Genomic DNA, 26,091 nt, shown 5'->3' with positions numbered 1-26,091 from the left:
GCCAGAACACAGATGGGACATCTCTCTCGCCGGACGCTGCTGCGCGCCGTGGGGACCGCTGCGCTGGGCACGGCGGCGGGCATGACGATCGGCACCCCGCCGGCGGCCGCCGCGGTCCGCCTGGGAATCGACTACTCCTGGGGTCGGCCCCGGCCCAGCGCGATCGCTGCCGCCGGTTACTCGTTCGTCTGCCGCTACCTCAGCTGGAACACCACCGGCAAGAACCTCACCAGGTCCGAAGCGGACGCCCTGCGCGCCGCCGGGCTCGATATCGTGAGCAACTGGGAGTACACCCCGAGCGAGGCGCTGGGCGGCTATGCGGAGGGCGTGCGCAACGCCACCGAGGCGAAGCGCCAGGCGCTGGCCTGCGGCGCGCCCGCCTCGCGGCCGATCTACTTCAGCGTCGACTTCGACGCCACCGCCGGTCAGCAGAGCACCATCAACGCCTACTTCGACGGGATCGCCTCGGTCATCGGGCGCGGGCGCACCGCCGCGTACGGCGGCTACTACGCGATCGACCGGCTCCTGGACGCCGGCAAGATCACCTGGGCTTGGCAGACGTACGCCTGGTCGGACGGCCTCTGGGACAGCCGGGCCGAGTTACGCCAGGTGCGCAACGGGATCACGGTGGACGGCGCGGACTGCGACCTCAATGAGGCCCACGCTGGCGACTTCGGGCAATGGGGCGGCGGCGGGCCTACCGGAACGGCGTCGATTTACGGGGTGCTGCCTGATGGGCGGTTGACCTACACGGCCGTCGACGTGGCCACCGGCCGGCGTTCGCATGGTGCGGTGGTCTCCACCGCCACAATCGGATTCACGCCCAAGGCGATGGCGACCTTGAACTTCAACACGATCCTGATCACCGATTCTGAGGGCAAGCTGTACCGGGTCGATGTGGTCACCAACAAGGACAGTCTGGTGTTCAACCAGCCCATCCTGCTGGCCACCGGCTGGACCCATGACCTGCTCGCCTATGACGGCAACACCCACCTGTTCGGCATCGCAGGCGGGGTGCTGCGCCGCTACACCGTCAGCACGGCCAAGCCCGCCGCCGCCAACATCTCCAGCGGTGAACTCGTCGGCACCGGCTTCGTGCTGAAGACCCTCACCACGACCGCCTCCAACTGGATCCTGGGCACCGCCTTCGACGGCCGGCTGCTGGCCTACCGGATCAACGGGGTGCTGACCGGTACTGGCAACTACATCCCGTACGAGCTCAAGGACAGCACCTGGCAGGTCTTCGACAACCTGACATCCCCCGGCAGCGGCGTCTACTTCGGCCACCGTCCCGAAGGCTCCATGCACCACTACCTCGACCAGAGCCCTCACGACGGCAACGGCGCCGACATCCTCGGTCTGGGCACCGTCGACGACACCGGCTGGACCCAGATCCTGCTGTCAGCCCAGCCCGCCACCATCACATAGACCTGCCCACGACGGTCGCCGTGCTTCCGCTTGGGAAGCACGGCTACTTGGTTCAGGCCTGCTGTACGTTGTTCGCATACTCGCCCTCGAAGTTGCCCGGCTCTTCGAACACGAAGATGAGGTAAGTCTCGAAGAACCGGGAGCCCCGGCCGGCCACGCGGCCCCGCGCCGACCCTGGTGCTGCCCTTCCAGATGAGCTGGCTGAAGTGGCCGGTCGTCGAGGGGTCCGGGGTCGAGGAACGCCGCGACAACATTCGCTCCTGGCCCGTGCCGCCTGCCACTCGCAGCCGGCCACTTCGGGCCAGAGGCCGTGTTCCTTCCCTTCTGCGACACCGATGAAGAGAACCTCGACCACCCCTGCAAAGGGCCGACGCCTGTTCGAGCTGGACAGCGAGCGCCTGGCCCGGATCGACGCCATGGTCGCCATCCTGCACGGTCCAAGCCTCGACGACGGCGTCTGCATGGAGATCGGCTACGCCGCCGGCCGAGGCGTTCCCATCCTCGCTGTCACCACCGACTTCCAGGTCTACGGCGCCACCGCGGACACCGCGCTACGCTTGCAGTTCCCTGACCCGCTCCTCCAGCACGTGGTAAGCCGAGTCATCTCCGTGCCCCAGCTCGGTCCCCCAGGCGGCGAGGGTGATCGGTTCGAGCGCTTCCTCGCCCAGAACCTGCACACCATCACACGAGCGGCAACCGAGGTAGTCGACGCTCTAACAGGCTGGCTCACGCCCAGTCCCGCCATGCCGCCTCCCAACATCAACGGCCAGCGGCTGGCCTATCTGGAACCGTCCCCGTACGGAGGCAGCGGCTGGACGGCTCGCGTCTGCGACGGTCTCCGCGCCCACGGCTTCGCCACCCACCTCGCCGGGCGGTTCACCAACGCTGCGGCGCATCCGACTCGGACGGCCATTGAAGATTGGACCGCCCTGGCACATGCGAGCCTGGCCGTGGTGGACATCCGCGGGCCTGAAACACCGCCCGGCGCGGCGTTGGTCATCGGCGCGTGCGCGGCCACCGGCCGTCCCGTCTTCGCCCCCGACCCCGGCTGCTGGTGGACCTTCGCCCACGGCCGCGAGCCCAACTACCGCAACCTCATGATCCAGTACGGCCTGACGGGCACCTTCAGCGATCTCGACGAACTCACCAAGCACCTGGAGGTCTGATGGCAGCCGACCTCGCCATGTGGGCTGACCGCTACGAGGTGATCATCTTGGAGGGCTGTGACGGGGCGGGCAAGACGACCTACGCCGTGGCGCTCTCCACCGGATACGGCTATCAGCGGGTGCATGCCGATCGCACCCCCGAGGGAATGGATCTCTGCCAGCGCCACCAGGCCATCCTGGCCATGGCCGGTCGCCTGGTTCTGGATCGCAGTTTCATCAGCGAACTGGTCTACGGCCCGCTGCTGCACGGCCGCTGCCGCCTTACCTCATCGCAGACCGGCGAGTTGCTGCGCATGGTGGCCGCCCGCCGAGGTGTCCTCGTCCATCTCACCGCCAGGCCGGAACAGATCCATGCCCGTCTTCTCGCCCGCGACGGGACGGCACCCACCCTCGACGAGCCTCGCGCGCTCATCGCCCGATATTTCGCGGTGTTCGCGGACCTGGCCCGGTATACAGAAGTCCTCACCGTGGACAACGAACAAGCGGCCTGACGCGTCGTACGAGACAAGCCGTTCGCCTGACCCGCGACACGATGGACGCTAGGCTCGCGGCCGTTCGTCGTCCTCACGGAGCGCATGAGGCTCCGCGGCCACAGGAGAATCGGGTGCACCTCCGAGACGTCCAGAAGCGGGCCTGGGAGAACAAGCTGGCCAAGGGGTTCAACACCACCGACATGCCCCTGGAATTCGCCCTCGCCCACGGTGAACTGTCCGAAGCCTTCGAGGCGGCACGCAAGCACCCCGAGACCCCTAGGTGAGGAACTCGCCGACGTTCTGATCTTCCTGACCAGCATCGCGGAGATGTCCGGCATCGACCTCGACGCGGCCGTCGAAGCCAAGATGGCGAAGAACGAGGCCCGACGCTACGAGCGCGGCGCACACGGAACATTGATCAAGGTGAGCGACCAGCCCAAGCAGGGCTGAGCGCAGTCGCCGATGCGAACGCTGCGCGCGCGAAAGAGTCGTAGGTGCCGGTGGTGCGCTCCAGGTCCACGCTGAGTGATGCCCCCATGTGCCGAGCTCGTCGTGCGCAGGATCGCGCGGAGTCTGGAGACCACCCGCTACATGCTCTCAGCTTGTGATTCAATCTCTGATCTTCGCCTTTGCCGCAAAACTGCATGCATAGGGCGGTTGCAGAGCGTGATCGTTCAGGCGATGCGCCGGGGTTTGGTTCCCTTCTTGTGATGGGCGGGGCGTTGGTGCGCCTCGCCGGTGGCCAGGATGCGTCCAACGTCGTGACGTGGGGCGCGGTACTGGTTCGGGGAGCCGGGCGGGTGTCCGGGCCCGGGCTTGCCGAGTTTCGGTGCACCGGCTGGGCTGGGCATCTTCCAGCGCAGGTTGCGAAACCCTCGCCGGACCCGGGCCGGGGTCAGCCGTTCGGGCGGTGCGGGTTTCTCCCAGGGGCGGCGCAGGTCGGTGGCCAAGGACCGGGCCAGGCGCAGCTGCGTGTACACGGCCAGGATGAGCCAGGTCCAGCGATCAGCTGACTCGGGGTCACGGATCTTGGGGACGGTCCAGCCGAGGGTCTGCTTGAACAGCCGGAAGGTGTGTTCCAGATCGAATCTGCGCAAGAACACCTGCCAGAGCCGGTCGACGTCGGCCGCGTTGGCGCCGGTGCCCGACCACCACAGCCAGACCGGCTTGGGTTCTCCGCCGCCGGGCAGGTGCTCGACGCTCAGCCGGATGACGGTGCCTTCGATGAGCGGCAGCTCCATGTCGTGGGTGATCCAGGCGGCCCGGCGGGTCAGCTTGGGGTGCAACCGATCCCAGGCCATCGCGGTCGCGGTGCCGTATCGAGTGGTGGCGGTGGTGGTCTGCTGATCGGGTTCCTCCCAAGTGGCGGGCTGCCCGAAGACGAACTCGCCGCCGCGCTTGGGCGGTCTGCCGCCCTCGGGGTTGTAGACGCACGGCGGAGTGGGGCGGCGCATCGCCCGGTCCGAGCGCAGCCTGCCCCAGCACCTCCACGGGCAGGTCGGCCAGCAGGAACGTCAGCCGGTGCAGGTCGTGGCCGGCATCGGCCACGAGCAGGATCGGCGGGTCGCCGTCCTGCCACTGCCCCGCCTCGGTCAGCCGTTCGACGACCTGGCGCAGCTGGACGGCAGTGACCGCCAAGACATCGGCGCCGGGCTCCAGGCGGATCGCGTCCAGCAGCGCCTCCGATCACCTCGGCGGTGCTGGGGCGTTCCTGGGAACGAATCGCCGGTGCTGCGGCAGTTCATCGAAGGGCTCGGTGTGAGATCGCAGTCGTCACGGCCGGTGCCACGACCCAACGTCCGGATCCTCACGGTCCGGGCCGCGCCGTGAGGTCGTTCTCGGGTCCGCGGGCGCATCTGTTGCTGCGCCGGCCAGGCACGGGGCGCGGGAGTCGCCGGCTCAGTTGCCGCTGGGAACGTGGAGGGTGAAGCCGTGTAGTCCGGCATCGCCCGTCACGTACACCCTGGTGCCGTCCGGGGACCAGGCGCAGCCCCTGAGCGTCGCGCCGAGTCGGATGCGGGCCATCGGCTGCCCCGCGGCAGCGTCCCACACCTGCAGCGTCGAGGCGTACGTCGCCGCCAGCAGGGCGCCGGTCGGGCTGTAGGCGAGCGTGGCGGCGTAGTTGGCGAGACCTTGCAGGCCAGGGAGCTTTCTGTATCGATCGTCCCACTGGCGGATGGCGCCGGAGGCAAGGATGACGGCCGTGCGCGACCCATCGGGCGAGGTGGCCAGGTCCTTGATCGGAGAGTTCATCCGCCAGCTGCGGCCGATCTGACGTCCCTGCTTCGTCCACCGTCGGACGGCAGTATCGGAGGCAGCGATCAGGGTGCGGCTGTCGGCGGAGATGGCGAGATGACGCGCCGGTCCGATGTCCGAACGCAGCCGCCGGATCACGATACCGTCGTGGGACCAGAGGTTGATGTCGCCTTCCGCGCCGCTGGTGGCGAACCAGGTGCTGTCGGGTGCGGCGGCGAGCGCGAGCGGCCTGGAGTGGTGGGTCTCCAGACGCTCGCGTACGTTCCCCTCGCGGTCGATCAGCCAGAGCTGGTTCTGATGATCCCAGGCGACCAGCCAGGATTGGCAGGCGGCCAGCCGCATGTGGCTGACCAGGCCAGACACGCTGAACAGCGGATTTCCCGCTTCATCCCAGTAGACGAGCTCGGCGCCGGCGGTGGCCAGGCTGCCGTTGGGCGCGACGACCACTGCCCCTTGGGATCCGGGTGGCGACTGCCCGTCCAGCCGTGGCAGGTCCTCGTGCTCCCAGACACAGGCGGTACCGTCCGCGCTGACCGATGCCAGCCAGGTGCCGTCTGGACTGATCGCCACACCTTGGACCTCGTCGTCGTGGCCGAGCAGGTGATGGGTCGCGGGCCGGTCGAGACGTGCCACCAGCACGTCGTCGCCCCGGCTTGCCGTGGCCAGCCAGGTACCGTCGGGCGCCACGGCGAGCGGCGCGTAGGACCAATGCTCGATCGGGATTCGCTGCAGGAGCTCGCCGTCGGGGCCGTACACCGCTCCGTCGCTGGTCACCAGCGCGTCGCGGGTGGGATGTGCGGCCAGCGTGATTCCCTGTACGGCATGCGGGATTCCGGCGCGAAGGGTGCCGTCGGCGTTCCGGACATGGATCCGGTCGCCGACCGCGTGGGCCAGCCAGGAGCCGTCAGCGGCGATGGCGAGGGTCGACAGCTCCGCATCGTCGGACTGCGCGTCAACGTGCCACAGCTCACGCCCCTGCGCGGTCCACGCGGTCAATCCCCCGTACAAGCTCAAGGCGGCCAGCCAGGTACCGTCGGGCGCGATGACCACGTCCTGCCCGGTCTCATAGTCGCCGACCTCCCGCAGTGGTTCGCCGTCGGCCGACCACAGGCGGACGCCGCCACCATTTACCGCCGTGGCCAGCCAGGTGCCGTCGGGCGCGATCGCCACCCGGCTGACCTGACCGAAATCCCCCGCCAGCTCCGTGCGTACGCTGCCGTCCCGGTTCCACAACCGCACCGGCCCGTCCTCGCCGCCGATCACCAGCCAGGTGCCGTCCGGGCTGATCGCGACGCTGGTCGCCTCGCCCTCCTGAACCGTCCAGCTCAGCCTCAGTGAGGGATGAGGCAGATCGGGCGATGTCCACAGGCACTCCAGCCAGGGCACCGCCATGTCGTTCAGAACGTCGCGCAGTTGCCCGGCGATCTCCGGCAGGTAATGGACGCGGCAGGCGAGCGTCGCCAAGACGCTCAAGTCGGTGTAGGGGGGCTCGCCCAGCAGGTGCAGGTTCTGCTCAAGGGCCCTTCGCAACAGCTCCGTCTCTTGCGTACCGGCCCTCGACAGCTCTCGCGCCACCGCACGCGGTCCTGCCTGCACCAGCCTGGTCGCCAACCACGACCCTGCCAAGACCAGGTCGCCGAGGTCGCCGCCCGCCGCCTCCAGGTGGTCGGCGAAGTACTCGTAGAAGTACACGCCCGCCTCTTCGGACCAATCCTCGCGGGGTTCGCCGATCTCCACCATTGCCCGGTCCGCCTGTTGCACGCGTACCGTGCCCATGACGGCGCGGAGGTAGTCGCGTACGGCGCCGGGCATCAGAATGACGTCACGGTCCGGCGCGCGGGTCACCAGGCCGAGCGCGCCCAGTTCGGCCAGCAACCGCTCGCTCTCCGCCCGCGACAGGCCGGCCGTCTCCCACCACAGGAGGGCGGCCAGGTCGAGCGGTATCGGCCGGCTCCCCTTGAACCCTCCCAGTTCGAGCAGGCGTTCCAGGTCTGCGGAAGCAAGCGTTCGTGTCAGCCCATGGTCGAGCACCTGGTGCACGGCACGTGCCCGCTGCCCCGCATCCGCCAGGTCGAACGGCTCGTCGGGTACCGCGTCCAACGACCGCATCAACGTACGCAGCAAGGGCCAGCCCTGGCTACGGTCACCGGCTTCGGAGGAGATCGAGGGCAACTTGAACACCAGCCCGCCGGCCGGTGCCCTGGCGCCGGTCACGACGACCACCGCGTTGCTCGCGGCCACCCGTACCACCAACTCCCCCGTCTCAGGCCGCACCTCGTCCAGCACGACGAGCCGCCTTGCCGGCCTGATCCGCTGCGGAACCGCCATCGCCAGGAAATCACGCACCTTCAGCTCAGCAGCCAGCCCCAGACGCGTGGTCAGACGGTGGTCGAGTACCTGAACCGGATCGTTGCCCAGGGTCACCCACTCGATCTCGCCCCCGAATCGATCACGCACCTCTGACCTGCGGCAGGCCACTGCGGCAAGCGTCGTCGTGCCGAAGCCCTCCACACCATCGAGCTCGGGTACCAGCGTGATGACCCGGTGCCTGCCTGAAACCAGCGCCGTAACGATCTCCTCTAGCAGGTCATCTCTGTCCATCAGCCTCATACCCCCAATCGGACGTGCCCGCCCGGCGACCGCACCACCACCGGGCGCCGGCCGGACCGCGACGCGACCGATTGCCGGAGATCTTGCTTCCTCCGCTGGATTCGAGCCGCCACGATTGCTGTGACACCTCATTCAGCATGCCACCAAGATCGCAGTTGCGAGGCGGCATTTCTCGACGGCATCGGCCTTCGCGGCCCGCCGCGGTGGAGAGCTCCGCCGCAGGCGTACGGCCGCAGATCGAGATCATCGCAACCACTGACCGCCGCTTCGCGGTCTTCTTGCAGCACCCGAGCCGACCAGCGGCAGCCGGTGACCGTTCGGACATCTCACCGCTGCGTAGAGGGTGTCTGAAAAGGGGCCGGCGAGTCATGCTGACAGGTGTCGGGGGCGTGAGCCTGGAGGCGTGCGATGGTCCTCGGCGTTCGTACCCGACCGATCTGTCCGATCGCGAGTGGGAAGTGCTCGCCCTGCTGATCCCGGCACCCAAGTTGGGTGGTCGGCCTGCTGTTCATGAGCGTCGGGAGAGCGTCAATGCGCTGGCGTACTGGGTGCGGGCAGGTTGTGCCTGGCGGCTGCTGCCCCATGACCTGCCGCCGTGGCAGACGGTCTACCATTACTGGCGCATCTGGCGGATCGAGGGCCGCTGGGAACAGATCCTGGCCTGCTTACGCGAGCGTGATCGCGTCGGTGGCGGTCGTGATCCCACGCCCAGTGCGGGCATCATCGACAGCCAGAGCGTGCGGGCCACCGACCGGTGCGGCCTGCATGGCTACGATGGCGGCAAGAAGGTGCCGGGGGTCAAGCGGCACCTGCTGGTCGGCACGCTCGGCACTGTGGTGACCGCCTGCGTCAGCCCGGCCAGTGTCAACGATCGCGATGGCGCGGTCGTGCTGCTGGCCCGCGCCGGCGAGCTCGTGCGCCGTCTGAAGCATGTCTGGGTGGATCAGGGCTATGGTGGCCAGGAGTTCATCGGCTGGATCTTGGATCAGTTCGGCGTGACGCTGCAGATCGTCGTCCGGCGTGATAGCGGATTCCGCCACACCTGGGCCAGGAAAGGGAGTCCGCCTCAGCAGGTCTCCCGGTTCTCGCTCGTGCCCCCGCCGATGGGTGGTGGAGCGGACCTTCGCCTGGCTGGGCAAGTATCGCCGCCTGGCCAAAGGCTACGAATACCTGACCACCACCTCAATTCGACGAAGTCAGGACGTGCTGAACCGCGAGCGTCACACGCGCGTAATCCCCCGCCGGGCGGTAGTCCTCGGTGAGGACGATGCCGAGGTAGGCCAGGCCAGCCCCGGCGGGCAGCGTGGAGTCGATGACGTGATCGCTCGCGGCGCTGACCCACCAGGCGTGGCCGAAGGCGAACGGCACGCCGTCGGCCAGCACCATGCCTTCGACGTCGAGCGGGTCCTCGTGGTCGTCGGCCACGCGGGTGGCAATGGCGAAGCACGTGCCCGGCGGGCCGGAGGCGAACCGGGACGGCTGTGGCGCCGGCGTGAACAGGCGGTTCTGGGCCAGCAGCAGCTCGCGCAGGCTGGCGCAGGTCCAGGTGTCGCGCTGGCCGGCGTGGGCGGCGCGCCACATCCCGGCGCTGGCGCCGGCCTGTTCCAGCAGCCGTTGTTCCGCCGCGCGGCTCATGAGCCGTGTTCCTGGACGAGTGCGGTGAGCGCGCGTTCACGCGCTGCTCCTGCACGGCATCAGGGGTGCGGGGCGGCCCCGGGTGCAGGCCACGCGGATGCGGTGATCGGTGTCGGGCTTGAGCCGCCGGTTGGCCAGGGCGGGGCTGTCCAGGATGACCTCCCAGCCGTCGAGCACGGGCGTGACCCACGGCAGCGGCAGCCCATCGTCCTGGGCACGGGGCCAGCCGGCCGGGCAGGCGTCGATGCCCGTGGCCCGCTCGGCTTCGTCCTGCAGCCGCCGCACCTGGTCCCATCGTTATCTTGGGTTGTTGGCGCTTCTTGCAGGTCAGGGAGGTGTGATCTTGTCAGGCACGTAAGGCACATGGCCGGGCGTGGTGAGGCTGGCCTGGGCGGCCGTCGACTGTTCGCGGTCACCCACCCCATTGGGTACACAAAGTAGCGGTATCGCTACTATAAGTGCATGACGAGCAGCGATGCGGCCGGTCAATACGGCAGGGAGTTGTGCGTGGGAGCGGTCGTTCCGCACACCGGCAGGCTGTCGCGGCTCGGTGACCCCCTCACCTTCGCCATCGAGTTCTTGCGCCCCGCTCTGCGTCACATCATCAACGGTAGACACCGCTATCCCGTGCGGCTGGCCTGGCGCGACAGCCGCTCCAACCCGGTCACCGCCCGCCAGGCCGTACGGGACCTCATCCAGTTGGACAACGCCCAGATCGTGGTGACCATGGCAGGCACCCAGGTGTTGCCCGCGGTGGCCGACACGTGTGAGGAACTCGGCGTGCCGTGCCTTTCGACCGCGTTCCCCTGGCAGGGTTTCGTGTATGGGCGCGGCGGCGATCCCTCGCGGCCTTTCACCTGGACAAACCACTTCGCCTGGGGCCTCGACGACATCGCGGACGTCTTCGCCGAGTTGTGGCAGCGCTGTATGCCGCGTCCCCGCGTGGGCTGCGTATGGAACGACGATCTGCAGGGACAGCTGCTGCGCCATCCCGGGTACGGTTTCCTGCCCCGCGCGCGGGCGCGAGGCCACGTCATCAACGACCCGGGGAGTTATCACGAGCCTGCCGACGGCTTCGAGGGGCACATCCGTCAATTCCTGGACGAGGACATCGAGGTGGTCACCAGCGCCGCCACCGAGGCCGATCTCAGGCTCTTCTACCGGCAGGCCATCGAGCAGGGACTACGGCCTCGCCTGATCACCTCCTCGCGCTGGCTGGCCTACCCGTGCACGGCCGAGGAGAGCGCGCTCGCTCGGGCGTGCGTGGCTACCTTGATCTACTGGTCCCCGCGCCACCCATACCGCTCCAGCCTGGATGCTACGACGACCGCACAACTCGCCGACGCCTACGAGCAGCGCACAGGCAACCGATGGTTGCAGCCCCTGGGACTCGCCCACGCGTTGCTGGAAGTGGCCGCCCATGTCTTGGCCACTGCCGACGATCCGACCTGTCGGCGCTCGGTGGCCGCGACGGTCGGCCGTACCCGGCTTGACACCATCGCCGGAACACTCGACTGGACCGCTGGTCCGACCCCCAACGTGGCACTCGTGCCGCTGGCCGGCGGCCAGTGGCAGACGGGACGGCGCCATCGCAGCGAGCTGGCGATCGTGACCAACACGGGCCTGCCCGAGGTGGCCGTCGAGGCTGACCTCACGCCCACGCGCTGACACTCCTTGATCGTCCCCGTCCACTTGCTGTGAAGATCGGCCAACGTGCCACATGTGTAAGAAGAGATCAGCAGGCTCTGACCTGCGGCAAGAGACCATAAAGGCACGGAACTCCCAGAGCTGCGGCGAGCCGCCACTCGGTTGATCAGTGGGTACGGCGGGGTGCCAGGACTTCGGTGACCTTGGCGATGGCTTCGGCGCCGGGTTTGACGTCGCGCATGGCGGTGCGGGGGCTCTTGTGGCGGGTCTTGCCCATGATGAGCTGCAGCGGTACCTCGGCCTCGCCGAGGTGGGTGGCGGCGCTGTGGCAGGTCGAGCCCGGTGTAGGTGTCCAGTAGGACGCGGGCGCGGTCATAGCCCAGGCGGGCGCGGCCCGTGTGCGGGCAGATGTCGCCGGCCGCGGACCGGCGGGCCGGGACGGGGCGGCGTTGGGACAGGAACAGCGGGCCATGGGTGCGGGTGCTGCCGTCGGGCAGCCGGAGCAGGCGGGGCAGCAGATGTGCGGCCCCGCTGTCCCAGTACACCCACTCGGTCCCGCCGCCCTTGCAGCGGACCGGGGCTCGGCGGTGCTCCAGGTCGAGGTCCTCAACATTCAGAGCGAGGACTTCGGCGGCTCGGGCGGCGGTTTCGTAGAGCATCCGCCACAGCGTCTTCTCCCGGAGCGGGATGTCGCGGCGGGACAGCAGTCGGTGGATGGTGGTCTTGGCGACCGTGCGCGCTCCAGCCGCGCAGACCCTCGCCGGGATGGAGCCACAGGTCCGGAAACTGGTCCGGCAGGGTCAGGAGGTATCCGGCGATGATTACCTGGTGGCCGTCGCCGTCCCAGTCCGCGACGCCCTGCAGTTCGTGGTCCCCGAAGTTGCGGTTACCAGTTCTCCCCGCGTATTGCCGACCTGGCCGACACCCGGCTGTGGCGGACCAACACCCGCGCCGTCTACGGGCCGCTGGAGCACATGTCCCGCCACACCATCCGGCTGGACAAGATCCGCGCGCACTGGGGCGACATGCTGCGGGTGGCCGGCTCGCTGACGATGGGCACGGCGCGCGCCTACGACCTGATCCGGATGCTGTCGGCCGACGGCCGCACCACCGGCCTGGGCGAGGCGTTCGCGCACTACGGCCGCATTCCAAGACGCTGCACCTGCTGCAGTTCATCGCCGACGAAGGCTACCGACGGATGATCGGCACCCAGCTGAACGTGCAGGAGGCCCGCCACCGGCTGGCACGGAAGATCGCCTTCGGCAACCGGGGCCAGCTGCGCCAGCGCTACCGCGAAGGTTTGGAGGATCAGCTGGGCAGTCTGGGTCTGGCGTTGAACGCGGTCATCTGGTGGAACAGCCTGTATCTGGATGCTGCTGTCAAGCACCTGCGCGAGCAGGGGTTCCCGGTCACCGATGAGATGTGCGCGCGGCTGTCGCCGATCCAGTATGACCACATCAACTTCCTGGGCCGCTACGCCTTCTCCCGAGCTGATGTGGCCGGGGGGTTGCGTCCCTTCCATGACGGCGCCCACGAGAGCAGCTGAGCGTCGGTTCAGGGAACTGATCAGGAGGCCGCGCGAACATGGAGCTGGGTGAGGGTCAGTCGGTGGTTGACCGCCACGGTGCATGGGGCTCGGTACGGCGGGCGTCGGCGCGGACGCTCAGGGCGTAGAGGGGACGGTCGTTGCCGGGGCGCGGTGCCGAGATAGAGGTGGCCGGTCAGATGGCACCAGGCCGGGGAGCGGCCGGACTAGAGCTGATCTTGTCCCCACCTGCCCCCGTGTCCGGGGCAGGTCACGTACTCCTGAACAGCCGGTCCAGATGCACGTCGATCGCGGCGAGCGCGTCCTGGGGCTCGATCACGTCGAGTTCGATCAGGGAGGTGAAGCCGGTGAGGGCGAGGAGCAGGTTCGTCTCGGTCGCCGGGTCGCGGCCGGAGTCGATGTGCCCGTCGGCGATCGCCTGGCGGACCAGCTGCTCGACGAGGGCCCGCCCTTGGCCGAGGCCGCGGCGCGCCTGCTCGTGCACGGCCTCGTCGTGCAGCGCCTCCAGGACGTAGGCGGCGCTCATCCGGCTGGTCGCGCGGGCGTCGGCATGCAGGGGGAGCATTTCCGCGAGCGTCAGTCGCAGCACGTCACGGGGGTGCGGACGGTCACCGAGCTTTTCGAGCCCCTGGTGTACGCGCACCGAGGTCTGCTCGGACGCGAAGTCCATGGCGAAGGAGAGCATGGCGGTCCGGGAGGCGAAGTAGTGCTGCAGCTGCCCGAGTGACATGCCCGCCTCCTGCGCCACCACGCGCATCGTCAGCTGTGTGACGCCGCGCTGCTCCACCACCCGCCACAGTGCGCGGGCGATCGCTTCGCGGCGTCCGCGGTGATCCACCTGTTTCGGCATCGCCGGCCCCTCCCCCGTATCCCGGGACTGTTCCAATACGATTGACATAATACACCTGACCCATAATCCTGGGGTCCACTCGAGGGAAGGAATCGTCATGTCCGAACAGCCAAAGGTACGGACCACGGAAGGTGTGGTGCAGGGGCGCCGGCGGCAGGGGCACGCGGTGTTCCGCGGCATCCCCTACGCCCAGCCCCCGGTCGGAGCGCTCCGCTTCGCCGCGCCCGCGCCGCCGCACCGCTGGGAGGGGACGAGGCAGGCGGTCGAGTTCGGCCCCGTGGTGCCGCTGTCCCTGCCGATCGACGTGCCCCCGCAGGGCACCGACTGGCTGACGCTCAACGTCGGCACTCCGGATCCCGGCGCGGCGGGACTGCCGGTGCTGGTGTGGATCCCCGTGGGCGGCTACCTCTCGGCGGCGTCGAGCGATCCGATGTTCGACCCGGCAGCGCTGGCCGAGGCGGGAGTCGTCGTGGTGACCATCAACTGCCGTGTGGGCGCGGAGGGTTTCGCGTTCCTCGACGACGTGCCGCCCAACCGCGGATTCCTCGACCAGATCGCGGCGCTGGAGTGGGTGCAGCGCAACATCGCCGCCTTCGGAGGCGACCCCGGCCGGGTCACCGTGGCCGGGGTGTCTGCCGGGGCAGGGTCGGTCGCCGCCCTGCTGACGATGAAGCCGGCGCGCGGACTGTTCCGGCGGGCCATCGCCCATTCGGTGCCGGGGCTGCACAGCACCCCCGCGCTGGCACGGCAGGTCACCGCCGCGTTCGCGGACCGGCTCGGCGCGGCGGCCCCCACCGCCGAGGCCCTGCGCGACATCGACCCATGGCACCTGGCCGCCGAGCTCACCTCCTTCAACGCCGGCCTCCACGCGCACCGGGAGAGCTGGGGACGCCTCACGGAGACCGGCACCGCGCTGTGCCCCGTCGTCGACGGCGAGGTCCTCCCGGAAACGCCCTGGCTCGCGCTGACCGGCGCGCGCGCGAGCGGGACCGAACTGCTCGTCGGCCACACCCGGGACGAATTCCGGTACTTCAGCGTCATGAGCGGACGGTACGGCACCTTCACCGAGGAGGACGCCCGCGCAGCCCTGGAACTGCACGCCCCGCAGCCGGACGGCGCGCGGGCCTACCGTGCCGCGTTCCCGCAGGCAGGCCCGGAGGAGCTGGTGGAGACGGTGTACTCCGACGCCCTCTTCCGCATGCCGTCACAGAAGCTGGCCGAGGCGAACGCCGCAGCCGGCGGCACCTCGTACCTGTTCGAACTGTGCTGGGTTGCCCCGGCCCTCGGAGGCATCCTGGGCGCCTGCCACAGCCTCGACGTGCCCCTGGCGTTCGGCACGCTGGACAGCCCCGTCGGCACCCAGCTCATCGGCGAGGAGCCCACTCCCGAGGCCGTCGCGCTCTCCCGCGAACTCCAGGAGGCATGGGTCCGCTTCGTCACCACCGGCGACGCGGGCTGGTCCGCCCACCGGCCCGGCGGGCACCTCACCCGCGTCCTGGACACCGAGTCGAAGACTCTGCCCTACCCCGAACAGGCATCCCGCCAGATCTGGGAAGGCCACTCCCCCGCCCCCTTCGATCTCTCGTAATTGTCCGGGTCGGCTCCTACGACTGCGACGCCGCCACCCACCTGCCCATCGGGGACCAGCGCGAATTGGCGAGGGTGACGGACGACATCAAGAGCCGGGAGAGGGCCCAGGTCACGGATGATCCCGGCCAGGGCTCGGATGGGCTCGCTTTCCGCCTCCCTCCGCCGCACCAGCGCGTACGGCAGCGGCTCCAGACCAGGCGGCTCTGGACGCAGCACTCAACACGCTGGCCACGATCAGCGGCGCGCAGCTGGGCGCGGCGGAGTTGGTTCTCGCGACGGTGAGGGACGCCGGTCTTAGCGGCCACCACCTGACCCAGTCGAGCCCGCCCTCGAAGATCGTGCTGTCCACCGCAGCGACTACGAGCTCATCCACCGCCTCAAGCCCTACCTGACCGGCGCCACCACCACCTACAACCAGGTGAGGGCGGCGACCAAGACCGCGCTCGCCACACACCTGCCCCGCCTGACCCCCCACGCCGACACCATCGTGAGCCGCCTCGCCGCCTACTACAACCTCATCCCCGAAGCCCCGCCATCGCGCCGGCGGCGCCGGCCCTTGCCAGCACCCTCACCAGCGCCACGCAGTCGATCGTCAGGGGGACGGACATCGCCCTGCAGTACTCCACCCCGCCCGGCACCGTCGACGCCCTGAACTGGATCGGCCTGTACCCCGCCGACAGGAAGCCCGGCACCGGTAATTCCCTCGTCTACAAGCACACCCCCGGGGCGTCGGGCAGCGTCACCCTTGCCACCACCGCCCTGCCCGGCCCTGGCACCTACGCAGCCTGGTACCTCTACAAAAACGCATACAACCCCCTGACGGGCGCCTTCATGTTCACCGTCACCTGAGGCACCCTCCTCCCCACGCCACCTGCGGCGTCCGATGCACCCGCACGGGCGCCGCCAGGCGGGCGTGAAGGCACTTTGGACCGGAATATGTTCTCAGACAGTCGGCGGTGGCGTTGAGTGATCTTCGCTGCCGCAGGATACGGCGGCGCAGCAGGCGTAGGTGTCGAGCGGACGCGGACGCGGGCGACACCATCAGCCTGGATTTCTGATGGCCACCAGCCGAGACAACCCAAGACCGTCTACCTAGGCACCCTCATGACCGTTGAACACCGGCCATGCCGTGCTCCCATGTCAACATCCGCACCAGCGCCGTGGTGTTTCTGCGGCCGCGACCGCCTGCGAGGCGGGCCACCGGGGGATAATTCCGGAGATGCAGTTGGCAACTAAGGTGTGCGTGTAGTGGCCGGACTTTCCCTGGGCCTCACAGCGCTGGCTTACCGGGAGGCCAGAGCCATGTGCTGGCGTCGGAGAGCGCGACGACTATCGAAGCGCCGGCTCGGGTGTTGGAAGACGTGTGGCAAGACGGCAGGTCATCCGCTACATCGAAGGGTGCTACAACCACCGCCGCCTGCATTCGGCGCTTGGCTATCGGCCACCCGTGGAAGTACTCAACGAGCCCCTTCAACCCAAACAGCCACATGAGCTGCGACCAAAAGACGGCTGTCCGGAATCTCCGTGGCCCCTCACCCTTCCCTTGCTATGGCGTCACGTTGGCGCAGACGGCATACGCCTGGACAAATACTAGGATCCCCGCCGGGAGATTGGTAACTTCGACAAACCATCCGGATCCGGTGGCGTCGGAGAAGGAGTGGTTTGCAGTGGTGGTCGGTCCATCAGTTCCGCCCGGGAAAAGGCGGAATCCTCCACCGAGAACGCTTTTCCCTTCTGGGCATCTCGCTGTAGATTCACAGGTCCTGTCATCAACTGCGCACGATGTCAGTTCCGCGACGACCTCGTAGCCGGTAACGCCACTCGTCGGCGGCGTGGTGGCCTGCTGCGCACTCTGTGTACAGTTGTTGGTTTGACTGGTGGTTACCTGGTTGTGGTCGCCCTTGATGGAATTGTTGTTACGCGCCCCGGGAAGGCACAACACTGAAGGCGCTATGTTCGGGTTCGGGATGAGATTCGGGAGGACGTTCGCGTTCGGGACGACGTCGTCGACGATATCGATGATCGGGTGAGGGTCTGCCAGTGCTGGCGATCCGCTGCTACCGATAACTGCGCCACCTGCTGAGAGAGCCAGAACTGCGGCGAATCTTCCCATCTTGTGCATGTCATTCTCCTGTTGCGCGTGTCCTCTTACCCGCGTGAAGAATAGCTCTTAGTGATTGCCGTTCGCTGCTGTGGCACGCTTCGCCAGGGCAATTTATGAATGTTTTGCGACTTACAGTAGCGGAAGCTTCTTGCTCCGTGCGCCGCAGTTGGTGGCAATAGAGTTGCCAGCGCCAGTGGAAATAGCTCAGCGGCGGCCGGAGTTCCCCGCAGTCTGGACACGTGTCCACGAAGCGCTCACCATTCAGGCCGCGGTGCCCGGGGCAGGTCTGCCGGTACGGCGTTCTTGCCGAATGGTTTGATCTTTCCCGGTTGTCGTAGGGTGTCCTGGTTTCGTGGGGTGCGGCGGCCGGGAGGTCGGGATGTCGGATCGGGTGTGTGCGGGGGCCGCGTAATCGTGAGGCACGGCGGGTGTGGGGCGCGTTTCTTCACGCTCGGGAGGCGCATGCGGATGCGGTGGATCGGTGGCTGGCTGAGGGCGGGAAGGGGGGAGCCTCCGGCGGAGCCGCTGATGCCGGTCGTCTCGTGGCGGCCGGGGAGCCGCTGCACTGCTCGCTTTGACGGGAGACGTGCCGCCGGGCGTGGTGAATGCGCAGACCAGGTGGTCGCGGGTGAAGGGGACCAGGCCCCACGGCAGCATGTCGCGGGAAGCCGAGATCGTGCACACGCTGACGGGGAGCTGCTGCGTCTGCGCCGGGACGTGGGGAGCGGCTGGAGCTAGCGGACCTGGTGCCCGCCGGCCGGTCGGGAGTGGTGCGGTCGAGGTCGGTGACGTGGCTGGTGGACAAGCTGGACACGCTGCTGGCGATCGACGGGCTCACCGTCCTGTCCAGTGTCGAGGACGAGGAGCGCGCCCCAGTGGAGCTCGGCCCGATGGACTGGGCTCTCTCCTGGGAACCCGCCTGCGGCGCCTGGTGGACGGCGAGCCCGGACAGACACACGCGCGCTGCCCAGGACGCGGACTGCGGCGCCTGGAGTGGGAACCGCGGGCCGGCTACTGCGTGTGCGAGAACTGCGGCCACCACGTCAGCGAGGCAGAGGCGATGGATCGAGTCACCGAAGAGGCCGGAGCATAGGGTTTGGTGAGCGGCATGCGCCCACGTCCCCTGGGAGAGATGCGATGGCGAGCAAGAAGATGCCTCGGGACGCAAGGTTCTTCTTCGGGATCAGCCTCGGCTTGGTCTTCGGCCCCGTCTTCGGGATCGCTTTGGACAACCTCGCCATCGGGGGTTCCTTGGGTGTCACCCTGGGCGTGGCCTTGGGCTTTGCCTTCAGGGGGCGGAAGAAGGACGACGGCGGACGTGATCGATGATGAGAGGCCGTGGCTGGTGGACATCGGCGCCGAGCTCATTGCCGGCGAGGCCTTCGCGGCCGCCGCGGTGCCATGCGCCACCGCAGGTCAGCGAAACGGTCCGGGGCCGGCGTCTAGAACGAAGAACAGAAAGCGATCGTTATCTGGGGTAGTCAAGCGAAATAGCTGGTCACGCCGCAGTCGCTCGGGCCCGGCCGTCAGCGGCGCCGGGCTCGGCGCAGCTCCTGCACGCCGGTGACGATGCCAAAGGCGATCAGCCCGGCGAGGTGGCAATGACGCCGAAGACCATGCCGTTGCCGTCGACGTGGTCCCACTGGGTGATCAGCAGCACACCGACGCCCACGCCGAGCACCGGCTGCAACGGCAGCAGCGTCACGGCCGGCAGGAGGCGGTGCCCGCGCCAGGAAGGTGCGCCCCCAGACGACGACGGGCCGGGCGGTGACAGCCACCACTGCGGCGGCGAAGAGAACGGCGAGCATCAAGGGGAATTCCATGCTCCGACTCGCCGGCAGGCGCAGCGCCAGCGCCGGCCTTATCTTGGGTTCTCGGCCTCTTCCCGCAGGTCAGAGTCGGATGATCTCGTCAGGCACGTACGGCATGTTCCCTGGCTCTGAAAGACCGGAGCGCGGTGCTGGGATTCAGATCCGCGCCCGGGATCCGGCTTGCTGACGCCACCACACGTACGTTGCCATGGTGGGCGAAGACGGCCATGTGCGGGTGCGGGAGGCCGAGCCGCGGGTCTGGGATCTCTACCGGCCGCCCCGCGAGAGACGACCATCGGGCGGTGTGAGCACCGGACAAGTCCTCGGCACCGTGGAGATCCAGTTCCCGCAGCCGGCACGGGCCGGACGTCGCCGCGATGCTCACCGGCCGTATCCGCGATGACCTGCGGGACGCCGGTATTGCCCGCGCCATTGGCTGGCTTCCCGAGAAAGTCGTTATCCGTACGGTGGCCACTTCCTGTGTACGCTCGGTGAGATTCACAAACGCTCTGACGGGTGCGACGCCCCTGTTGATTTGATAACCCCATTCCCGGTGTCGAGGAGCCAACCGGCAGAGGCGATCAGGAAATCGCGCCCTGTCGGTGGGCGGCGCTAAGATCGCGTCCCATGCTTCCGGGTGGGTTATGGCGGATTGTCAGGACCGTAATAGTCGGTCTGATTGTCGTGGCGGCGGTCACGGGCCTGGTGCTTGGTGACGCCTGGCTCTGGGTGGCCGCCACGTGGACACCGCCGAATTATGCGGGGTTCGCCGAACACGGCAGGTTCGACACTGTGACGACTGTCGCGATGTTCGTGTCCGCTCTGGTGAAGGCCGCGCTCCTGTGGCTGATCCTGCGCGCGCCCGTGCCGGGACCGATGAACCGCCAGGCGACGGCGTTGCGTTGGCTGCTTTATCTGGCGGTGGCGTATACCCTCTTCCTCTGGTATCCGATCGCGCTGTTCCCCGGTGGGGTTGATCTGGCGTTCGAGCTCGTGCTGTTCGCCGCGATCGACGTCCTCTACCTGTTCGTCATCCGATGGCGGTCCGGCTTGTTGCGCACGGGGGCCGGCGTGCTGTTCGCGATCGAGCTGGCCAGGGTGGCCAACGATCTGCTCGACCAGCTGGACCTTCTGGAGCTTCCACTGAGCGGCGGCGTCGGGCTGTTGCTGATGCTGAGCGGGCCGGCGGCGATCGTCATCACGGTCATAGGGCAGTGGCGTGACGGCCGGTGGAGCCGCGGCACGCTGACCGCCGGATGGTTGTCGGTGGGCGTGCTCGCGCTGGCGCTCCCGCTCAACATTCTCCTTGAGAGCATCTCCGGCGGCCACACGGTGGTGTGGGTCGTGATGGACGCGGTACAACTCGTCAGCCTCGTGTGGATGGCGGCGACCGCCCGTGAACTGCCCACTGAGGAGCGCTTGACCGACCTCCGGCCCGGGCGGCAGCGTGCGCTCCGGGTCGCGGTGGCGACCGTGGCCGTGCTGCCGGTCATCACACAGATCCACCCGGAGCAGTCCGCGCACCTCTCCTACTCCGGCTGGTCGACGGAGTGTTATGACCGGCCCAGTTTCGGCGACCTGAAGCCCGAGGAACGCGACGCCATGTTCCTGTGCCTGGCTCGGAACACGGCTGGCGGGGTGCCCCCCATGTTCCCCGACAGCCTGTCGGACCAGGGGGTTCTCGCGTACGGACGGTCGCTGTGCCGGGCGAAGGACCTCGAGGAGCAGGAGGCGATTCTGAAGCGGGCCGGAAGCGAGCGGCCCGTCTGGGGCGCGGACCCGTGGGAACTCGTCTACGTCTGCCCGGAGATCATCGGAGCGACCCGTCCCGAGCTGTTGCGGTCGACCGCGGAGAAGGAGGCGGCGAACGACTCCTACATCGCAGAGGCGAACGCGAAGTGCCGCGACCCGTGGCCCCGGCGGAAGGGTGTCGTGCAGGCCACGGCCAACTACTTCCTGTTCGTCGACGGTGATCACGGCTATGTGGTCCAGGACCCCGAGGACGAAGCGGCCGAAGGCGCGATGGACCGGGCGGTGGACGAGCTCTACGACGACGACGGCTCCCCCATCGGGGTGGCCGGCAGCACGGTGCTCGTCGGGCACGTCGAGGACGTGTCCGATCTGTGCCTCACCGTGAAGGCCTTCCGTACGGCACCGCCACTGCGGACGGCCGGGTGGGAGCTGGTCAACGAGGTGCCGATCGTCAGCCGCAGCGGCCGGCTCAGCGTGCCGGAGATGGGCGATGGCGAGGTGGGCGCGGGCGCCCCGATGCCGAACCTGGCGATCGCGGGCAAGGGCCGCTACCGGCTCCGGGTCTACGTGCGGCTCGGCGAGACAGGGGAGGAGCACCTGGTCGTCGTGTTCCCGGGCGCGTCGAAGAAGAGGCTCAAGGTGAAGCCGTGAGCGGCGGAAGGGAGCACCGGACGCTGGTCAGGCGTTCGGACACCTCCCACAGTCGGCGGCAGGTCTCGGGGTCGGTGGCGGTCGGGGCCAGCTGGACCTGCTTGGGGGCGCCGCGTAGTTCGGCCGTTCAGCCTTCTTGCGGGCAGAATGAACGTTTCTCCCCTCTCGGGATGACATGGCCAGGCACACTGAATCGCACGCGTCATCCAGACTCCGCCCGATTCACTTCGCACACGCCTCTGGGGGCACGACCGGAGTACGCCAGAAACACACCGCGTGGTGCGGGATAGGACGCCGGACTGTTAGCGCGAGCGCCGACGGGCAGCGGGGTCGTGTTCGGCGGTGATGCGGGCGGAGGCCTCCTCGCCGAGGCGGACGTAGCGGCCGAGGCTGGCCAGGTGCTGGTGGCGGCTCTTGGCCTGCAGCTCGGGCGCCGGTACGGCCGGCTTGGGCGAGATGTTGCAGCGCACTGTGCCGCAGCTTGTGCAGCGTCCAGCCTTCGCGGTGCGGGTCGAGTCCGGAGGCCACCTGCCGGGTCGCCGTATGGGCGACCAGGCCGCAGCTCACCCCCGAAGGAGGGTGCGGAGCCTGGTCGCTGCCGAGTTGCTCGGCGGCCCTGCCGTAGAGCTCGGTCACCCGGCGTTCGGCGGCGTCGTGTGTGGTGTGCGCGGCGGTCACCCCCTGGTACCGCGGGCGGCGTACGGCCAGCAGCAACGTCACCGCGGCGCCGGCACCGGTGCCGGCCGCCAGCGCGGTCCGGACGGCCTCGATCCGGGTGGCAACCTGCCTGTCGATGTCCAGCTTGCCCACGTCCTGCAGCAACCAGGCGCTGATACCCCAGACTGCCGCTCCGACCAGTACAACGGCGGGAAGAGCCCACCACCACATCGACCGCAGCTCGGGCGGACGGGCGGGAAGAGTACCGGATAAGGCCCATACACCCATTCCATCCACCTGGCACCGGCGCGGAGGTGGATTGCTCACATTGCTCAACTCCCCACTCCCCCTCAGCCGGCCTGCGGAAGCGTCTCCACCTTGGGCTCATCACATCGACCCGAGAGGAGGGCCTACATGGGACGGCCCGCGCCCGCGGCAAGCTTGTTTCCGCTGGTCAGGGGAAAGGTGCCCGGAGATGGGGCTGCCCTGGACCACCGAACGGGGGTGCTGCTGTGCAGAATGTGCCCAATGATCGAGGTGGGCAGCAGCACGCCGTACGGGACCTGATCCGGCGGGTCGTGCACATGGGATCGCAGGTAACTGCGAGCCTCAGGCGTGTGGGGTGGCCCACGTGGTCCATCCGGGCGCGGGTGACGATGCTGGCCACCATGGTGGCGGCGGTGCTGTGTGTGCTCACGGCATGGCTGGTCCTGGATCATCGACACGATCACGAGATGGATCACCGGCTCAGGCGCCTGTACAGCGCGGACCTGGAGATGGTGCATCGGTTCGCGCACCGCGCGCCGCCGCCGGTTCTGCACGTCTGGGAAGTGGCCGCGATGCAGTTCGTGGATCGTGCCGGACGGGTGGTGTCGGCGAGCGGCCGGTTCCAGGGCCGGCCGCGGATGGCCATGTTCGTGCCGTCGCGGCGCCACTCGGCCATGGATCGGCGACTGTGCGCCGTACCCGGCTTCCCCGGCCGGTGCATGATGGTCGCGGCGATGTGGGTTCCCGCCCCCGGCGGCGACCTGATCGTCTACAGCGCGCTGCCGGATCCCCCGTGGTACGGGAGCCAGGAGCTGGTGGCCCGGCTCCTGGCCGGCTCGGCGCTCTGGCTGGCCGTTGTGGCGCTGGGGACGTATCACCTCGTCGGCCGTACCTTGCGTCCGGTGGAGGACATGACCGCCGAGCTCGCCGAGATCACCGCGACCGACCTCGGGCACCGCGTGCCCGTCCCGGCGCATCACGACGAAATCCGCTACCTGGCCACCATCGTGAACCACACCCTGGAACTGCTGGAGGGAGCCGTGCAACGCGAGCGGCGCTTCACCGCCGAGGCCTCCCACGACCTGCGCACCCCGATCACCGGCGCCATCCTGCGACTGGAAGAAGCACTGTTGGACCCGGACACGGTCGACTGGCCGCGCATGGCCAAAGAGCTGCTCAGCGACGTGGAACGCCAGCAGGCCATCGCCGAGGACATCCTCACCCTGGCCCGCCTGGACGCCGACCGGTCGGCCCAGCACCAGCGCACCGATCTGGCCGAACTCGCCCGCACCGAGCTTCAGCGCCGCGTACCGGGCCGCGTCCCGATCCGCACCGACCTGGCGCAGGGCGTGGTCGTCTCCTCCGACCGGCTGCTGATCGCCAGGCTGCTGGCCAACCTGCTGGACAACGCCCAGCGCCACGCCGCCACCGCCGTCACCGTCACCGTCCGGGCCGAGGACGACACCGCCATCTTGGCGGTCTTCGACGACGGCGCCGGCATCGCCCCCGAACACCGCGAGATCATCTTCGAACGCTTCGCCCGGCTGCCGGCGTCCCGCGAGCGCGACCCGAAGGGCACCGGCCTGGGCCTGGCCATCTGCCGCGAGATCGCCCACGCCCACCGAGGCACCCTGACCATCGAAGACCCCGGTCAAGGAACGTGCCTGGTGCTGCGCATGCCCTTGGTGGACTGACCGCCGGACTGATCGCCGGCCCGCCATCTTGGCTCACATCGCCGGTCGAGAGCGGCATAACGAGACCGGCATGCTCGACGTCACCGAGCTCGGCCGCAACCCATCGTTATCTGGGCAGTCCAGCGAACTACGTAGCCGGTCAGCAACCTGTGGGGCACCTATCCGGAGACTTGGGAGGAGGTTCGTCAGGAAGCCGTTGGCGGCTATGAGGCCTCAGTCAGCGAGAACGACTCTGCGTCGTCGGGCAGTTCAGTCCGGCCACGGGGGAACCGGCCGTGGAGCTGATGGAACTTGAGCATCAACGCGAAGGCCAGCTTCGTCGGCCCTCGCCGTCCCGCCGACAGCGCCATCTCCTCATCGAGGAGCGTCCAGTTCCCACCCAACTCGTCTTCATCGACTACACGCGCCACGTCGTATCCGGCTTTCTCGCGGCGTTGACGACCACCTGGCCGCCGCCGGACCGACCCCCGAGATCGGATCAATACTGACCGTACGCGACCGTGCACGTCTCGGATTCTGCGAAAGACCCGGTAGCAGGTGACGAGGAGCTCACTGACCAGCCTCAATACGCTCGCATGTACTTGGTAGCAGCTTCCTTAACGGCAGGCCCACTCCACGGTTCTGCGCGCCGCGCTCGGTGGCCCGCACGGCCTGCGCCTGGCCGCACGCGACGGCCGCGGCGAGCCCGTCGGCGGGGACGTGGAAGCCGCCGAGCACCTTGAACCGACTCGGTCACGGTCTTGGACGGGTAGGTCCGGAAGGCCCAGGCCGGGCGCGTGCGAGCTGGAGCTTCCGGTGGCGGCCGCCCGTTCAGCCCGCCGTGGCCCGTGCCCGGTTGGATGGTTCCACCACGATTCACACCAGGCCCCGGCGGTGGGCCTCGGCGCCCGCCTGGAAACGGGTCTCGGCCCTGAGCGCGTCCATGAGAGGACGCAGGCGGCGGCGGAGGCTGCGCGGGCTCATGCCGAGCTGGCGGGCGATGGCGTCGTCCTTAAGCCCGGCCGCGAGCAGCGCCAGCAGCCGGCGATCCTCCACACTGAGCTCCGCCCATTGCTGGCCCTCACCCTGGCCCGGCTCGTCGGCCGGTTCCGGCGCGCCGGGCGCGTCCGCGGGCCGCGGGTACATCGGCACCGCCTCCCGCCACAGACGCTCGAACAGTTCGACCAGGGCCACGACCATGGTGGATCCCCTGATCAGCACGCTGCGGGTCAGCGGCGGGTCCAGGTGCATCGGCATGATCGCCTGCCGCCTGTCGATGAGCACCATCTTGAACGGCAGCCCCGGCAGGACCCGCGCCTGCTCGCCCGACTCCAGCATGTCGTCCAACTGGTCGAGCGCCCCCGTGTGCTGGAACGCCTCCGGCGCGTAGATGGTCCGGTAGCGGACGCCGTCGCGCAGGCGGGCGTCCTGCAGCGGGTTGCGGTAGTCCAGCACGTACGGCGGCCGATCGAAGATCAGCACCTCGTGTTCGGCCTCCTGCTGCAGCCGGACGTACCAGCGGGCGAGTTGCTCCGGGCCGGCCAGGACCTCGAACTGACCGGCTTCCTCCGGGTCCTGGCCGATGGTTTGGAAGGCGACCTCCAGCGCGTCGGCGGTGTCGGCCAGCCGTTCCAGATCGTTCAGCACGCCGCGCGCCAGCGACCGGAGCGCGGTCCCGGGGTTCGTCGCCGTCCAGCGGGGCGAGCGGCCCGGCAGTCGGGTGACCAGGCCCTTGGCGCGGAGCTTGGCCAACGCGGACTGGATGCGGGCCGCGCTCTCCCCGCTCCTCAGGAGGAGTTCCTGCAGGGTGATGCCGGGAGAGGCGAGCACCGCGCGATGGACGCGCTCTTCGAACGCGGTGATTCCCACTATTTCCAGCGCCGGGTCGTCGTCCAACATGCCTACGATCCTGGCCGGATCCGGCGCACGCCGCAACAGGACACTAATTTTCCTTGTCCTCATGGTTTAGAACCGG

General features: G+C 68.7%; 23 protein-coding genes and 2 pseudogenes. 14 read left to right on the top strand and 11 right to left on the bottom strand.

All coding sequences use genetic code 11. The annotated features are described in order from the left end of the window. The first annotated feature begins 12 nt into the window (after positions 1 to 12). The 5 genes from AB0J69_RS24085 (at position 13) to AB0J69_RS24065 (ending at position 3,517) form a co-directional block, all read left to right on the top strand. A complete protein-coding gene (locus tag AB0J69_RS24085; protein ID WP_364121114.1) occupies positions 13 to 1,428 on the top strand; it encodes a DUF1906 domain-containing protein in 1,416 nt (471 codons plus the stop codon). Between the two features lie 206 nt (positions 1,429 to 1,634). Next, on the top strand, positions 1,635 to 2,594 hold the full coding sequence (locus AB0J69_RS24080) for a nucleoside 2-deoxyribosyltransferase (protein WP_364121111.1): 960 nt from the start codon (positions 1,635 to 1,637) through the stop codon (positions 2,592 to 2,594). Beyond that, positions 2,594 to 3,085: a hypothetical protein gene (locus AB0J69_RS24075; protein ID WP_364121108.1), complete on the top strand. Its 492-nt coding sequence runs from the start codon at positions 2,594 to 2,596 to the stop codon at positions 3,083 to 3,085. The genes AB0J69_RS24080 and AB0J69_RS24075 overlap by 1 nt, the downstream gene beginning before the upstream one ends. 113 nt (positions 3,086 to 3,198) lie before the next feature. Continuing rightward, complete coding sequence (locus tag AB0J69_RS24070; RefSeq protein ID WP_364121105.1) at positions 3,199 to 3,351, top strand: hypothetical protein; 153 nt, start codon at positions 3,199 to 3,201, stop codon at positions 3,349 to 3,351. 43 nt (positions 3,352 to 3,394) lie between these two features. Next, positions 3,395 to 3,517, top strand: coding sequence for a hypothetical protein (locus AB0J69_RS24065; RefSeq protein WP_364121103.1), 123 nt, complete (start codon positions 3,395 to 3,397; stop codon positions 3,515 to 3,517). A 224-nt stretch (positions 3,518 to 3,741) separates the two neighbouring features. Here the strand turns inward: AB0J69_RS24065 and AB0J69_RS24060 are convergent, their stop codons facing one another. Then, positions 3,742 to 4,521 carry a hypothetical protein gene (locus AB0J69_RS24060; RefSeq protein ID WP_364121100.1) on the bottom strand — a complete coding sequence of 260 codons (780 nt, stop codon included), beginning with the start codon at positions 4,519 to 4,521 and terminating at the stop codon, positions 3,742 to 3,744. Here AB0J69_RS24060 and AB0J69_RS24055 point away from each other — a divergent pair. Next, entirely contained in the window at positions 4,508 to 4,897 is a 390-nt protein-coding gene (locus AB0J69_RS24055) for a hypothetical protein (RefSeq protein WP_364121097.1), read from the top strand. The two genes, AB0J69_RS24060 and AB0J69_RS24055, sit on opposite strands and share 14 nt — an antisense overlap. 69 nt (positions 4,898 to 4,966) lie before the next feature. On the opposite strand, the gene AB0J69_RS24050 is transcribed toward AB0J69_RS24055, so the two are convergent. Then, a complete protein-coding gene (locus AB0J69_RS24050; protein ID WP_364121094.1) occupies positions 4,967 to 7,933 on the bottom strand; it encodes a hypothetical protein in 2,967 nt (988 codons plus the stop codon). Positions 7,934 to 8,322: 389 nt separating this feature from the next. Here AB0J69_RS24050 and AB0J69_RS24045 point away from each other — a divergent pair, with 389 nt between their 5' ends. Further along, on the top strand, positions 8,323 to 9,195 hold the full coding sequence (locus tag AB0J69_RS24045; RefSeq protein ID WP_364121092.1) for an IS5 family transposase: 873 nt from the start codon (positions 8,323 to 8,325) through the stop codon (positions 9,193 to 9,195). On the opposite strand, the gene AB0J69_RS24040 is transcribed toward AB0J69_RS24045, so the two are convergent. Next, positions 9,116 to 9,568, bottom strand: a complete 453-nt coding sequence (locus tag AB0J69_RS24040; protein ID WP_364121090.1) for a hypothetical protein — start codon at positions 9,566 to 9,568, stop codon at positions 9,116 to 9,118. The two genes, AB0J69_RS24045 and AB0J69_RS24040, sit on opposite strands and share 80 nt — an antisense overlap. 36 nt (positions 9,569 to 9,604) lie before the next feature. Beyond that, positions 9,605 to 9,853, bottom strand: coding sequence for a hypothetical protein (locus AB0J69_RS24035; protein WP_364121087.1), 249 nt, complete (start codon positions 9,851 to 9,853; stop codon positions 9,605 to 9,607). A 177-nt stretch (positions 9,854 to 10,030) separates the two neighbouring features. Between AB0J69_RS24035 and AB0J69_RS24030 the strand changes: the two genes are divergently transcribed. Then, positions 10,031 to 11,236, top strand: a complete 1,206-nt coding sequence (locus AB0J69_RS24030) for an ABC transporter substrate-binding protein (protein ID WP_364121084.1) — start codon at positions 10,031 to 10,033, stop codon at positions 11,234 to 11,236. 145 nt (positions 11,237 to 11,381) lie between these two features. Here the strand turns inward: AB0J69_RS24030 and AB0J69_RS24025 are convergent, their stop codons facing one another. Then, positions 11,382 to 11,591 carry a hypothetical protein gene (locus AB0J69_RS24025; protein ID WP_364121081.1) on the bottom strand — a complete coding sequence of 70 codons (210 nt, stop codon included), beginning with the start codon at positions 11,589 to 11,591 and terminating at the stop codon, positions 11,382 to 11,384. A 130-nt stretch (positions 11,592 to 11,721) separates the two neighbouring features. Continuing rightward, positions 11,722 to 11,874: pseudogene (locus AB0J69_RS24020) on the bottom strand (site-specific integrase); the annotation flags it as partial. A 225-nt stretch (positions 11,875 to 12,099) separates the two neighbouring features. Here AB0J69_RS24020 and AB0J69_RS24015 point away from each other — a divergent pair. Further along, positions 12,100 to 12,761: pseudogene (locus AB0J69_RS24015) on the top strand (Tn3 family transposase); the annotation flags it as partial. Between the two features lie 250 nt (positions 12,762 to 13,011). Here AB0J69_RS24015 and AB0J69_RS24010 read toward each other — a convergent pair. Continuing rightward, the gene (locus AB0J69_RS24010; RefSeq protein WP_364121078.1) at positions 13,012 to 13,611 is read right to left on the bottom strand and encodes a TetR family transcriptional regulator C-terminal domain-containing protein; all 600 of its coding nucleotides are present in this window, start codon (positions 13,609 to 13,611) and stop codon (positions 13,012 to 13,014) included. A 97-nt stretch (positions 13,612 to 13,708) separates the two neighbouring features. On the opposite strand from AB0J69_RS24010, the gene AB0J69_RS24005 reads away from it, so the two are divergent. Then, complete coding sequence (locus AB0J69_RS24005) at positions 13,709 to 15,199, top strand: carboxylesterase family protein (RefSeq protein ID WP_364121075.1); 1,491 nt, start codon at positions 13,709 to 13,711, stop codon at positions 15,197 to 15,199. Positions 15,200 to 16,747: 1,548 nt separating this feature from the next. Here the strand turns inward: AB0J69_RS24005 and AB0J69_RS24000 are convergent. Further along, on the bottom strand, positions 16,748 to 17,323 hold the full coding sequence (locus tag AB0J69_RS24000; RefSeq protein WP_364121305.1) for a hypothetical protein: 576 nt from the start codon (positions 17,321 to 17,323) through the stop codon (positions 16,748 to 16,750). A 1,119-nt stretch (positions 17,324 to 18,442) separates the two neighbouring features. On the opposite strand from AB0J69_RS24000, the gene AB0J69_RS23995 reads away from it, so the two are divergent. After that, positions 18,443 to 18,634, top strand: coding sequence for a hypothetical protein (locus AB0J69_RS23995; protein ID WP_364121073.1), 192 nt, complete (start codon positions 18,443 to 18,445; stop codon positions 18,632 to 18,634). 253 nt (positions 18,635 to 18,887) lie between these two features. Here the strand turns inward: AB0J69_RS23995 and AB0J69_RS23990 are convergent, their stop codons facing one another. Next, positions 18,888 to 19,010 carry a hypothetical protein gene (locus AB0J69_RS23990; RefSeq protein ID WP_364121070.1) on the bottom strand — a complete coding sequence of 41 codons (123 nt, stop codon included), beginning with the start codon at positions 19,008 to 19,010 and terminating at the stop codon, positions 18,888 to 18,890. An 898-nt stretch (positions 19,011 to 19,908) separates the two neighbouring features. Between AB0J69_RS23990 and AB0J69_RS23985 the strand changes: the two genes are divergently transcribed. Beyond that, entirely contained in the window at positions 19,909 to 21,519 is a 1,611-nt protein-coding gene (locus AB0J69_RS23985) for a hypothetical protein (protein WP_364121067.1), read from the top strand. A gap of 302 nt (positions 21,520 to 21,821) precedes the next feature. Here AB0J69_RS23985 and AB0J69_RS23980 read toward each other — a convergent pair whose 3' ends face one another. Further along, the gene (locus AB0J69_RS23980; protein ID WP_364121065.1) at positions 21,822 to 21,989 is read right to left on the bottom strand and encodes a hypothetical protein; all 168 of its coding nucleotides are present in this window, start codon (positions 21,987 to 21,989) and stop codon (positions 21,822 to 21,824) included. Between the two features lie 804 nt (positions 21,990 to 22,793). Here AB0J69_RS23980 and AB0J69_RS23975 point away from each other — a divergent pair. Together AB0J69_RS23975 and AB0J69_RS23970 are read left to right on the top strand one after the other, a co-directional pair. Further along, complete coding sequence (locus tag AB0J69_RS23975) at positions 22,794 to 24,137, top strand: HAMP domain-containing sensor histidine kinase (protein ID WP_364121063.1); 1,344 nt, start codon at positions 22,794 to 22,796, stop codon at positions 24,135 to 24,137. A gap of 275 nt (positions 24,138 to 24,412) precedes the next feature. Then, the gene (locus tag AB0J69_RS23970; RefSeq protein ID WP_364121060.1) at positions 24,413 to 24,625 is read left to right on the top strand and encodes a hypothetical protein; all 213 of its coding nucleotides are present in this window, start codon (positions 24,413 to 24,415) and stop codon (positions 24,623 to 24,625) included. Positions 24,626 to 24,992: 367 nt separating this feature from the next. On the opposite strand, the gene AB0J69_RS23965 is transcribed toward AB0J69_RS23970, so the two are convergent. After that, positions 24,993 to 26,015 (bottom strand): helix-turn-helix domain-containing protein, encoded by a 1,023-nt coding sequence (locus AB0J69_RS23965; protein ID WP_364121057.1) that lies wholly within the window; start codon positions 26,013 to 26,015, stop codon positions 24,993 to 24,995. Between the last annotated feature and the right edge of the window lie 76 nt (positions 26,016 to 26,091).

Source organism: Nonomuraea sp. NPDC049709 (assembly GCF_040674815.1).
Classification (GTDB): domain Bacteria; phylum Actinomycetota; class Actinomycetes; order Streptosporangiales; family Streptosporangiaceae; genus Nonomuraea.
The sequence above is the reverse complement of the archived record's forward strand: the minus strand, read 5'-3'. Positions and strand labels throughout refer to the sequence as shown.